We start from the raw sequence: 11712 nt of genomic DNA on the forward strand, positions 1-11712 counted from the left end.
CGACCCAACAACCGTCACATCTTAGAGGATCTGATGAGTATTTTAACACTTTAAAAGTGGTTAATCAACTCTTTTATGAATTATTGTCGGACTACAATCAATCAAGAGTTGAAGAGCGATCGCCTGAGCTTTCAGGCCCAGAGTCCAACTGTTCAACTATTAATGGTTGAAACCTGATATTTCCCGGTTCAATTGGCACTTTTCTCCACCAAGCTGGCAACAAGAGCAGCCAAAACTTACCCAAAGACACAGAACGCTGCTCGCGAACAAAAACCAAGGGCAGGAGAGCCGCCACTCGTAAGACGGCTGAGAGGGCAAACACCCCTGGCAAGCCACCGAGATTGGTCAAAGTGGCGATAAAGCCACCAAGGGTGATTCCGATTGCCCCAGCGACACCAGGAACCGCCGCGGCGATCGCAAAGTATATCGACTGATTCAACAGTGGTGTCACAGACATCATCAAATTACCACTGCACAGGTCGATCGCCGCCCACGTTGCACCGCCGATGATGTGCAACAGCGGGAACCACACCCATATAAAAATTGGAGCCGTTCCAGCTTCTAGCCAGAGCAGAGGGGTCAGAGCCACCAAGATTCCCACTACTATCATGATCGGGCGATTCCCAACCCGGTCAGCCAGTTTGCCCCAAAAAACCAGCAGCAGTAAGTTAGCACCCGCTCCTAAGCTGTTGTAGAGCGTTACCACACTCACATCTATACTTAGGTTATCCAGCAGATAGAGGTTAAAGAAGGGAGCGCTGATGTTAACGGCAAAGCTCCATAGAGCAGAGTAAAGCAAAAACTTTAAAAAATTGGGTTCCTTGAGAAAGCTAAAAATTGTCCCTATGGATGATTTTTCGCCTGTATCTAAATGCGTGACGTGTACAAGCTTTGGGTTCACATCGCTCATAAAGAACTGAAAACCTAGACTGATGATGCCAAGCACAATTCCTAAAACCAAGATGGCACTGTAACCTTGGAGCCTTCCACCGGGCCAGTTCGATACCACTAGAGCCAGCAACGGCACACCAATGAGATTCGTCAAGCTGACAGCACTATTGCGAAAGCCAAAATACCGCCCGCGCAACCGCTGAGGTACTAAAACCGCCAACCAGCTCAAGAAGGAAGCACGACCCAAAGATTCTAAGACTTGAGTTACCCAGATGATTGCCAATGTCAACTGCACTAGCTGAGATCCAGCGAGATGAAATGAGCCTCCCAACCACATTGCTGGCACGAGAATCAGCCACAGCAGTCGCGACATTCCGAAAATCCAGAGGGAATACCAGTGGCGGCTCTGCAGTCGGTCTCCGATATAAGCTCCCAAGGGTTGGAGCAGATTTACCAGTTGAGGAATGGAGGCGAGCATACCAATTTCGACTGGGCCAGCCCCTAAATCCAGCAAGAAATTACTGAGCAACGCACCGCCGATGATGCTGTAAAAAAGCGTAGCGAAGACACTCTCCAAAGTTAGTGCTCTGAGGCTTGACCGAGTTTCAGGTTTGGAAAGTTTTAGAGGCGAATTGGTCAGAAGTACCGTCTCTGGTATGGCTATATCCTCTTGGATTTCCTGAAGAGGGAGAGGATTCGTTCCTACTAAGCTGTAATCTTCTTGTGTTTCGAGCATACTGGATAGCCAATAGATGAGCTGCTACGCAGCTTAATTGTATAATATAAGGTTAAGTATTTTAAGGAACACAGCCTAGAGATGCAAGCTAAAAATCATTTCTCTCAAAAGCCAAAAGAAAGATTACTTAAATAAATTAGAGAAAATAAGAGTGCCCAAATTAGAGAATAATTCTTAATTGCATTATTAATTAATCAATAAAAAGCTAAGTTTTTATGAATTTTCTATGCGCCAGTAGGTTACGGGATTTTTCAGGGTGAACCCGATAAAATAGAGACATTTTCACATGGAAAAAGTCAAGGTAACTCTCAGAGACCTACTTGTTAGTATGAATAAAGGTTGGTAAAAATGAGAACCCAATCAAAGTTCTAAAGGAGCCAGAGCGTTCAATAACTCTTCTAGGATAAATCGCAGCAAAGATTGAGTTGCTAATATTAAACCTAATCGGGATTGGGCTAGTTTGGGCTGTTCTATTTTAACTTCTCCCCAAATTCGACATTGACTGTAAAAAGTCTGAAATGCTTCGCTCAAACACTGGGCTAATTTGAAATAATTGACAGGTTTTTCGAGTTTGTTTATCTGAATATTAGGATATAAATTGTCTAGCACTGTTAACAGTTGGGATATTAAACGGCGTTCTGCTGGGTGCACTAACCGCAGTCGATCGCCCTCGTCAATCCAAGGGATAGGATTTGGACTCGCCAGCGACCAAATTTGCGGCGCTGTAGCCACATCGGGCTGGGCGATCGAAATTATGCGATCGCGGTGGGCCATTCGCAGCAGGGAACAGCAGCGCGCGTGGCTGTACTGAATGGGAAACAGTCGATCGGCACACACAACAGAAGATAATATTTTAGATTCTGGAACTGGGAGGTTCGTTTGAGCTAAACGTTGCAACCAGACGGCTAAACCTGCATCAGTCAACTCCATCTCAATAATTCCCGCCGGCGCGACTTTAACTGCGAAATCTGGGTAGCACAGCGGTTCGAGTGTTTCTGCCAACTGTGCCGCAATTGTCTGCGGTGTCTGCTGCCAAGTTTTAGCCAATTTCAGGGCGATCGCAGACACATACAGCACCCGCGCGCTATCTTTACTTCGATTTAACGGAAATATTGCAGCATTCTCAATAAGCTTGTTATGGGCGGGCAGGATGCCCACCCCACAATCAAATTCACTCTTTGTGGAACAGGCATCTTGGGCGGACAGAATGCCCACCCCACAATCCAATTCACTCTTTGTGGAACAGGCATCTTGCCTGTTATTGAGAATGGTGCCACCTATGAGATTTAAAGGAATTTGGGCCAGTGTTCCCTGCTGGGCGATCGCGCTTTGGAACTTGGAAAGCAAGAAACACTTCAGTGTAACTTCCGGGCACTGCTCCATATTTGCTGTATCCATATCAGCTCATCCTACCGTAAGAGCAATGATCCACTGTTACCGCTTGCACTGTTCTTGTACGTTAAACTGCGGAGGTCAGAGATAGTTGATCGGCTTCCCCAAGCGGGGCTACATCGAATTAATGCGCTTTTTAGCGATTTTTTTGCTAAATAATAATAATTTACGACAAATTTTTTGCTGACCTCTACCATTTTGATGTATTTTTTGCTACATTGAATGTTTCGGTAAAACACAGAAAAGTCAGCACAGTTAAGAAGCGTGCAAGCTCGATCGGGGGTTGGTTGTCTCACTTTGTATCGCACTGCTGGCAGAAGCTGTTTTTCTCACTATTAAATATATCCCAGAGCCTCACTTATGCAATCAACTTCCACATCTGTAGAGAGTATCGATCGACCTTTTATCACTTGGCAGCGAATTATCGACTGGGCCCAGGAACACTACCGCTGCCGCACTTTTAGCAAAGATGAGCGGATTCCGGCAAGACCCGGACTGCTGTATTTAGTCCAGAAAGGTTCTGTGCGGCTCGTAGGTAGCGCTCAAGTTAGCGCTGCTGCGGCGAAGTCAAAATCCGCTGATAAAACTACAGAAGAAGCTTTTTTGGGCTTCGTTGGCGCCGGTCAGCCCTTTGAACTGGTGGCTCAGTCTCCGTTTACTCTCCAAGCTTACGCTCATGCCGATCAAACTCACGTAGTGTGGATGTACTGGCACGACTTGGATAATTGGCCTCACTTTCGTAGGGAAATTTTGGATGCGTTTCGCTACCAGCACCAGCGGAAACTTCTCTGGCTGAGCACTTTGGGACAGCGCCGGACGATCGACCGACTGTTGGGATTTCTCACTTTGTTGATTGAGGAGTTCGGGGAACCTTACGTAGGTGAGGGCGAACCGGATGTGGTTCGGGGCTACCGGCTGCCTTGGGCCTTGACTCACGCTCAAATTGGCAGCGCGATCGGCTCGACGCGGGTGACTGTGACGCGCTTGATGGGTAAGTTGCGATCGAAAGGTTTGATTAATACTGAGGATGATAATTTAATCTGTTTGCCGGCTAAGTCTAACCCCCAAAAGACAAAAAACCAACAGCAGGACTTAGAAGATTCCCTGGAAGATTCTCTGGAAGATTCTCTGGAAGATTCCCTGGAAGATTCCCTGGAAGATGAAGATTCTCTCGAAGAATCTGCATAAAATTCTGCGGGAAATTGCCACCAAACAGCGCGTCACTATTAGTTTCGGGCGTCGCGCTCGTTCGCTCGACAGTGTACGATGAATTGTGTAAATTTTTCCCGTTCTCCAAAGGTGCGACTGACAATGACCGATGACAAGCAAAAATCTTCAATCCCGAACAATCAGCAACGGGTGGTATTCTGCGACTTTGACGGGACGATAACTGTTGAAGAAACTTTTGTCGCAATGCTCAAGCATTTCGCACCGGAACTGTCGTCTCAACTGATGCCTGAAATATACGCTAGAAGGCTGAGTTTGCGATCGGGAGTGCGGCAGTTACTAGAGTCTATTCCCTCTGAACGTTACGGGGAAATTGTGGAATTTTCTAGGGGAAGGCTGATGCGGCCGGGATTGTTGGAATTGCTGGATTTTTTGGACGAGAAAAAGGTAAATTTTGTGATCGTGTCCGGCGGTCTTCGGATTATGGTAGAGACGGTAATGGGCGATTTGGTACACCGGGCGAGCGTTATTTACGCTGTGGATGTGGACGCTAGTGGCCCTCGCTTGCAAGTCAATTCTGAGTTTGAGGGAGATGAGGAATTGGTGTCTAAGGTGCGGGTGATGGGGCAGCACCCGGCCGAAGAACAGGTGGCGATCGGAGATTCGCTGACGGATTTTAATATGGCTTTGCAGGCTTCGTCGGTGTTTGCGCGCGATCGGCTTGCCCAGTATCTAGACGAACAGCAAAAGCCTTATACTAAATGGGATAATTTTTTTGATGTGTTGGAAAGTTTGTCCCAGAAATGGAATTGAAACTATAGCCTTTTTCAACAAAGGCTATATGTGTATTGGTAAAGTGGGCAGTACCCCGCCTAGGTTTACATAAGCCCCCGACTACTATTGTCAATAAGCCTTTCACGGGCGGGCGAAGAAGTGTTCAACCCACAAAAAAAATTACTCTTTGTGGAACAGGCATCTTGCCTGTTATTGAAAATAGTACAAAATTTCACTATTAACCTAAAAAGTAGATAAAAAACTGAGGATTTGTAAACAATGAGTGGCGATTTGAGATCGGATTTAATTGCAGCAGCCAAACATTTTTACGATCGCGGTTGGATGGTTGGGACTGCTGGCAATCTTTCAGCCCGCTTACCAGATGGCAGTTTTTGGATTACTGCTAGCGGCCGCGCCAAAGGGCAGTTAACTGAACAAGATTTTATCAGAATGAACTCAGACGGCGCAATTGTCGAGCAACCTGTTCCCGACAGCCGCCCTTCGGCCGAAACCAGCATTCATTTAGCCGTTTACAATTGTTTTCCAGACGCTAAAGCTTGCTATCACGTCCACTCCATTGAGGCAAATTTAGTTTCTCGGCTAACAGCAGGAGATTCAGTGCCTTTACCGGCGATCGAAATGGTGAAAGGTTTGGGGGTGTGGGAGGAAAACCCGCAAGTGTCGATACCCCTCTTTACAAATTATTTAGAAGTCCCTAAGATAGCCAAGGAAATTTGCGAATTCTTTGCCATTTGTGCGCCCTCTGTACCCGCTTTGTTAATTCGCGATCACGGTATCACAGTCTGGGCAGACTCGCCAGCCGCTGCCTACAATTATGTAGAAATTGTAGAATACATTTTTCGCTATACGATCGCAGCCCGCCAATTAAATTTAGATTTGAGATGGGATAGCTGAGATTGAGCGGTGCATGAAGTTGGAGGCTTGGGAATTTGAGATTAGGAAACGAGCAAACATCGAGAATAGGCAACAATTATGGCTAAATATACCAGAATTTTATCGATAGATGGAGGGGGAATTAGAGGGATTATACCCGCGCAAGTTTTAGTTAGCATTGAGTCAAAGCTGCAACAGAAAAGTGGCAACCCAGATGCGAGAATAGCTGACTATTTTGATTTAATCGCGGGCACAAGTGCGGGAGGCATTTTAACTTGCATCTATTTGTGTCCCGATGCCGAAAATCCCACCAGACCTCGGTGGTCAGCCCAAGACGCTGTTAATTTTTCGATTCAGAGCGGCCGCGACGTTTTTAAGAGTCCATTTTGGAAAAAACTCAGATCTATAGACGGTTTGATAGATGAAAAATATCCCAGCGATAGCTTAGAACAATTCTTTTTGGAAAACTTTAGAGATTGCAAACTCAGCGAACTGCTAAAACCTTGTTTAATTTCCAGTTACGACATCGAAAGGAGAAAAGCTCACTTTTTCGATCAAATAGATGCTCAACAATATCCAGCCGAAGACTATTTTATTAGAGATATCGCCAGAGCCACATCTGCTGCTCCTTCTTATTTTGAAGTTCCCAAAATCTACTCTTTGACAAACGAATCCTACGCTTTAATTGACGGAGGTGTATTCGCAAACAATCCGGCACTTTGTGCCTATGCAGAAGTTAGACATAAATTCAGACTTCCAGACAATGGCCCCGGCAGAGGCCCGACAGCAAAAGATATGGTAATTTTATCGCTGGGGACAGGAGAAGCTCAGAAAAAATTTCCCTATGAAGAAGTGAAAAATTGGGGTCAAGTTGAGTGGGTTCAGCCTTTGATTAATATCATGATGACGGGAGTTGCTGAAACTGTAAATTATCAACTAATCCAAATTTATGATGCGGTTGAAAGACCCAATCAATATTTGAGAATTACTCCCGATTTGATCCACGAACAACCGCTGCCGATTGATGATGCCTCCGAAGAGAAGATATCGGCACTGCTGAGAATTGGCCAGGAGCAAGCCGACAAGAATAATGAAGAGTTGGATAAGTTTATCGACTTATTACTTGCGGAGTAGTCCTAGGGTTTTAGATTTTAGATTTTAGATTGGGAAATGAGTGATGATTACCACACAATCAATCACTGCCAATCTAAAATCTAAAAAGTTAGAGCACACCAACCGCAGGTCAAGCCGACTGAAAATATATGTTGACAAATCGTGCAATAGGCGATTAAAAGTTTTATTTTTGGGTTGATAATTGCCCTTGTCGGTTGCGGTTAGGGATTGACGACGCTGGGCGGAGGGAAAAAAGTAGACCAAGCTGCCACGGCGGCCGCGGTAACTTCTTGGGTGTTGATTTTTGTGGCGGATTTATGTTTATCGCTGTTGATGTTTCACGAGTTGGGGATTCCTAGAAGTTGATAATCTTGGCGATTTATAGCACGAGTCATATCCATTCCGGTTGCACTCCTCATGATTGTTGACTGTTGACTGTTGACTGTTGACTGTTGACTGTTGACTGTTGACTGTTGACTGTTGACGGGCGGGTCGAAAAACTGAATGGTTGAGTGTTAACTGTTGACTCGATTTTATTATTCCGATGCAACCGGAAACGATTCAGGAGTCAAGATGCTTAAATATTAAGGGTTTCAAGAATCATCAACGCCCTACGCCGCCAAGGCGATTGCTATAAAATCAACATGAAGATTTTTTAAACCGCAGATAAACGCAAATAAACCCTGATGCAATTTGATCAGCGTTTATTTGGCTTCATCCGCTGAGCTCTGCGGTTTAAGACTCTCAACTTTAGATGGTAGATTGGAGAAAGGAGGGCGATACACTCGAATTGCCTGAATAGGCACTTTCCCATCTGTTTCGGGGACGATTTCGAGGATGTGTTTGGAGTTGCTCAAATTCTGAGCCAATGTTGTAGAATACTCGCGGCTTGAATCTTTAATTTGTGGAGGAACGTATGAATCCACAAACATTGGTCGCACCTGCCAGGAAATTTCAAAGCCTTTAGGCGTCGGTTTTTTAGAGTATTCATAAGAATTTTTCAGCCACCAGTTTCTCGGTTCAATCACGACGCGGCCCGACTTTGAGACAAACATTTCGTCGTTTGTACCGCTGCCGTCGTAACCTGTTTTAGAACCTACAACGTCAAATTTAAACTTGCTGGCGTCGCTGTTAATCTCAGTAATTATCGCTTTCCAATCTTCGAGGATTAGCGGTTTTTGGCTGGATACTTGGAGAATAGCGGGCCAAGGAACGCCAAGGGTAACGCTAGGTCTGGTGATGCTGTAAAGTTCAGGAAATTCTGAGGGTTTTTTGCCGTCGATCGCAATTTTAGCAGAAATTGCCTTGCCGTTGAAGGTTTTATCGGCGATCGCATCTATTCTATTTCCTTCAAATTCTAAAACCAACTTGCCATCTTGCCACTTAATATCCCTGCCCACTGTATAGGTTTTCACTAAATCCTGCTGCGGTTGAGGAGAATTTGGCTTGTATCGCAGATGCGGTTTTATGAGAGCAGCTAGGAGAAAATTTCCCCAATCGTTGAGGTGAATGTTGTCGCTCAATAGCTGTTTGGGCTGCAAGCCATTATCTTTCAAATACCGCATCCAAGGTTCACGAATTTCGGCGATTTCGCAGCCGTATTTATCGGCCAACTCAGGCAGCCATTTAGTAGAATGAGTGTTGTGCCATTCGTATCGGCTGACTGAATTTGGATCGTCGCTGTTGCCTGTCGGCATCCAGTCGATGTGGTCTGAATGCAAGAGTATTTCGCTAGCAGTGCGGCTGCGGACATTGGCAATTATGGCTTCGTAATCTTCACCGCCTCCGTAGACGTGAAAAATTAGCAAGTCTGGATAAAAAGGATACAAATCGTGTTCGCTGGGACGGATTAAAAGCGGGGCGGCAAATCCTCCGATTGCCCGATTTTCCACAATCAAATCTGCATTGGGAAATCGCTGTCTCAAATCCTTTACTACATCTTTCCACCAATCTTGTTCTGTGATAGATTGACCGTAAAATAGGATACGCACTTGGCGGCGGTCTGTTGGAGTGCTAGCTGCAAGTAGCCCCATCGTCCTTTGAATCCTCGCTCCAAAAGTAGCATTATTTTCAATAGGAGCGGGTGGGGGGAATGGCGTATCGGCCGCTATTTTTTTGATCAGCGGAACTAACAGAAAGCTCAGACACAAAAAAAGCAGCCACAAGTAGCGATAAATCTTGGATTTTCTGCTATTTCCTTGGTGTTTTGCCATTGTTTTATTTTTCCCTGTCTGTTTCACTTCGCTCAAGGCGACTGTGGGATGAATGCTACGCCTCTATCAGTAGCGGTAGCCTGCTTATGGGCGCACCTCACCAGTAGCTGTAGTTTAGCCTGTATGGAAATATATTACCAACTTGAGCCAGACAAAAAGTGATATAATGCCAGCTAATTAATTGCAGGAGATCGATCGCACGTCAAATGGATTACAAAACAGCCCGCAGTTTTCTGATCGACCAAGGAACCGCCCTGGAAACCAAGAAAAATCCCGACGCCTTCCTGATGCGTCTCAAACAAGGTCAACCGCCCGTACCCGGACAGGTGACATCGATTTTATTAGCTTTAAAAATATTGTTTGAGGGTTTGCAAGAATCTCCAATGCTCGATCGACAATTAATCTCGGCACTGCATTTACTGTCAGTAGAAGGTTTGCAGCAATTTGAAGCTGGACTCCGCAGAGGAGTTTCTTGGCCACCGCTGCTGAAAGAAGACTTAAATCGAATTGCGATCGCAGTCAAGAATATCTTTTCCGGCGTCTGGCAATAATTTAACTCAGTCAACTCCGATGTTTAATAATAGAAATTGTCAAACTATACTACTCGCGAAAGCTTTCGAGGGAGGCCAAAAGAGCTGGCAGTCCCGCTAGCGCGGCCGACACCAGAGCCTCATCTTTGTAAACTCGCGATCGGAGAATACGGGTACTTTTAGACGCAGAGGTGAAAGAGCCTCGCCGTTGGAAATTTCCGGTTTCAACCCGCCCTAAATTTTTTGTTTCTCCCGTCACACAAAACATAGCAGTATCCTCAATTAATCCCTAGATATGCGCCCGTAAACTTTCTCAGGGCTTGCTCAATATTTTTATTATTACTCAGATAGGTAACAGAGATGAAACCATGAAATAATTATTCACGATAGCTAGGGATCAACTTAAACTACATAACTACTTTTATTGATTTGTTACACGGCGCGTTTGTTTAAGCCGATCGCCCACAGCGACTCAGACACCAGCCACCAGCCAGCAAAATCACCGATTTCACAAGGGGAACGCGGCTCAATGATGCTACAGCACTTCCGGATGTTATGAGGTACAGTAGCAGCAATTAGTAAACCAGTTTTTGAGATGTTTCGGATTAATTAAGTCAAGAGCCACAGCAATTATCGTGTCAACCATTTTAGTGCTGGTTGGTGAAAACTGTCGCAATAAAGATTTAAGTTGCGACCACCATAATTCAATCGGATTAAAATCAGGAGAGTATGGGGATAAACATAAAATAGAAGCACCCACCACGGCAATCATCGATGTAATTGAATCTACTTTATGCGCTGGTAAGTTATCCATCACTACTACGGCTCCGGGCCACAATTGTGGCACTAAACATTTCTCGATAAACACCTCAAATGCTTTGCTATCCATCGAGTTGTCCAGGGTCATTAATGCCACTACTTTCGTGAGGCTAATTGCACCAATTACTGTGACTTTCTTGCCTCGATAAAAAGGTTTGACCGCATAGGCTCTAGTTCCTCGTTGCGAACGTGCATGAGTTCTGGTTAAACCTAGCAATACTCCAGTCTCATCTAAAAATACTAGATTTTTTGGCTCGATATCCTTGACTTTTTCCCAATAGTCTAACCTTAACTTCATCACTCTTTCTGTGCCTGCTTGGCTACTCCTGACTGTTTTTTTTTACGATTTAATCCCAACTTCTGTAAGGCGCTACACATGGCTGTTCTGCCTACCCAATTTCCTGTCTTTTGGGCGAACAACTCACACAATTCTACCAAAGTTGCATCGGGATGTGTGACCACTATTTCTCTTAACTCTTGTGACGCATTATTCAAATGACTGAATCTGGGTTTACCCCTCGGTTTAGGCTGTAAATTCCCCTCTATTTTTTGTTGCTTGACAAGTTTTTGAACTAAGCTTTTACTGCAGGCAAATATTTCTGCTGTTTTTCTGATCGACAGCTTCTGCTCGACATGGGCTGCTACTATTTTGGATCGCAAATCTACTGAGTATGCTTTCATTGGTATATTATTTTTAGTCGATTCTATTGTACCTCATAACATCCGGAAGTGCTGTAACTCTTAGTCCAGCAACAGTTATAAGTCAAATCAAGCCGACTGTCGAAATCTTGCGCGACGGAGACTACCGCTACCGAGACTCCTTTGCGATCGATCGACCTTTCAGAGAAATCCAATTTCGCAAACAAGACAGATACATCACCGGCAGCGATTCAGACAAACGCACGGGCAAAACTTACTGCTTCCGGGGCATCCCCCAACAAAACAACATTATTAACATCACGGTAGCGATCGAAATTTCCCCAAAAACAGCACAGCAAACCGAGTGGAAATTAGCACCGGGAAGCCCCATTAATTTCGACAGGCTTTATCCACTGCAAGCTGGGCCGGGATTAGAATTGTACAAATGTTTGACAGCATTTTTACCCAAATTGAATGATTAGTTATATCAATTCCGGTTGCACTCCTTATGATGTTGACTGTTGACTGTTGACTGTTGACTGTT

12 protein-coding genes are annotated in these 11712 nt (G+C 45.0%); 7 read left to right on the forward strand and 5 right to left on the reverse strand.

Annotated features, from left to right (window positions below; all coding sequences use genetic code 11):
* Positions 1-97 precede the first annotated feature (97 nt).
* Together D0A37_RS02060 and D0A37_RS02065 are read right to left on the reverse strand one after the other, a co-directional pair.
* Positions 98-1627: an MFS transporter gene (locus D0A37_RS02060; RefSeq protein WP_242720501.1), complete on the reverse strand. Its 1530-nt coding sequence runs from the start codon at positions 1625-1627 to the stop codon at positions 98-100.
* A gap of 360 nt (positions 1628-1987) precedes the next feature.
* Positions 1988-3025, reverse strand: a complete 1038-nt coding sequence (locus tag D0A37_RS02065) for a DALR anticodon-binding domain-containing protein (RefSeq protein WP_242720502.1) — start codon at positions 3023-3025, stop codon at positions 1988-1990.
* A gap of 354 nt (positions 3026-3379) precedes the next feature.
* On the opposite strand from D0A37_RS02065, the gene D0A37_RS02070 reads away from it, so the two are divergent.
* From D0A37_RS02070 to D0A37_RS29270, 5 genes are all read left to right on the forward strand, one after another.
* The gene (locus D0A37_RS02070) at positions 3380-4207 is read left to right on the forward strand and encodes a Crp/Fnr family transcriptional regulator (RefSeq protein WP_242720504.1); all 828 of its coding nucleotides are present in this window, start codon (positions 3380-3382) and stop codon (positions 4205-4207) included.
* 123 nt (positions 4208-4330) lie between these two features.
* The gene (locus D0A37_RS02075; protein ID WP_242720506.1) at positions 4331-4999 is read left to right on the forward strand and encodes an HAD-IB family phosphatase; all 669 of its coding nucleotides are present in this window, start codon (positions 4331-4333) and stop codon (positions 4997-4999) included.
* A 240-nt stretch (positions 5000-5239) separates the two neighbouring features.
* A complete protein-coding gene (gene mtnB, locus D0A37_RS02080; protein ID WP_242720508.1) occupies positions 5240-5875 on the forward strand; it encodes a methylthioribulose 1-phosphate dehydratase in 636 nt (211 codons plus the stop codon).
* 78 nt (positions 5876-5953) lie between these two features.
* The gene (locus D0A37_RS02085) at positions 5954-6988 is read left to right on the forward strand and encodes a patatin-like phospholipase family protein (RefSeq protein WP_242720510.1); all 1035 of its coding nucleotides are present in this window, start codon (positions 5954-5956) and stop codon (positions 6986-6988) included.
* 207 nt (positions 6989-7195) lie between these two features.
* Complete coding sequence (locus D0A37_RS29270) at positions 7196-7333, forward strand: hypothetical protein (RefSeq protein WP_445242466.1); 138 nt, start codon at positions 7196-7198, stop codon at positions 7331-7333.
* Between the two features lie 338 nt (positions 7334-7671).
* Here the strand turns inward: D0A37_RS29270 and D0A37_RS02090 are convergent, their stop codons facing one another.
* Positions 7672-9180, reverse strand: coding sequence for an SGNH/GDSL hydrolase family protein (locus tag D0A37_RS02090; protein WP_242720512.1), 1509 nt, complete (start codon positions 9178-9180; stop codon positions 7672-7674).
* Between the two features lie 206 nt (positions 9181-9386).
* On the opposite strand from D0A37_RS02090, the gene D0A37_RS02095 reads away from it, so the two are divergent.
* Entirely contained in the window at positions 9387-9731 is a 345-nt protein-coding gene (locus D0A37_RS02095) for a hypothetical protein (RefSeq protein WP_015174589.1), read from the forward strand.
* A gap of 532 nt (positions 9732-10263) precedes the next feature.
* Here the strand turns inward: D0A37_RS02095 and D0A37_RS02100 are convergent.
* Both D0A37_RS02100 and D0A37_RS02105 read right to left on the reverse strand, forming a co-directional pair.
* Positions 10264-10827 carry an IS630 family transposase gene (locus D0A37_RS02100; RefSeq protein WP_242715923.1) on the reverse strand — a complete coding sequence of 188 codons (564 nt, stop codon included), beginning with the start codon at positions 10825-10827 and terminating at the stop codon, positions 10264-10266.
* Positions 10827-11210, reverse strand: coding sequence for a helix-turn-helix domain-containing protein (locus D0A37_RS02105; RefSeq protein WP_242715925.1), 384 nt, complete (start codon positions 11208-11210; stop codon positions 10827-10829). The genes D0A37_RS02100 and D0A37_RS02105 overlap by 1 nt, the downstream gene beginning before the upstream one ends.
* Before the next feature lie 26 nt (positions 11211-11236).
* On the opposite strand from D0A37_RS02105, the gene D0A37_RS02110 reads away from it, so the two are divergent.
* Positions 11237-11650, forward strand: coding sequence for a hypothetical protein (locus tag D0A37_RS02110; protein WP_242720514.1), 414 nt, complete (start codon positions 11237-11239; stop codon positions 11648-11650).
* Positions 11651-11712 lie beyond the last annotated feature (62 nt).

The sequence above is a fragment of the Microcoleus vaginatus HSN003 genome (genome assembly GCF_022701255.1).
GTDB lineage: Bacteria > Cyanobacteriota > Cyanobacteriia > Cyanobacteriales > Microcoleaceae > Microcoleus > Microcoleus vaginatus_B.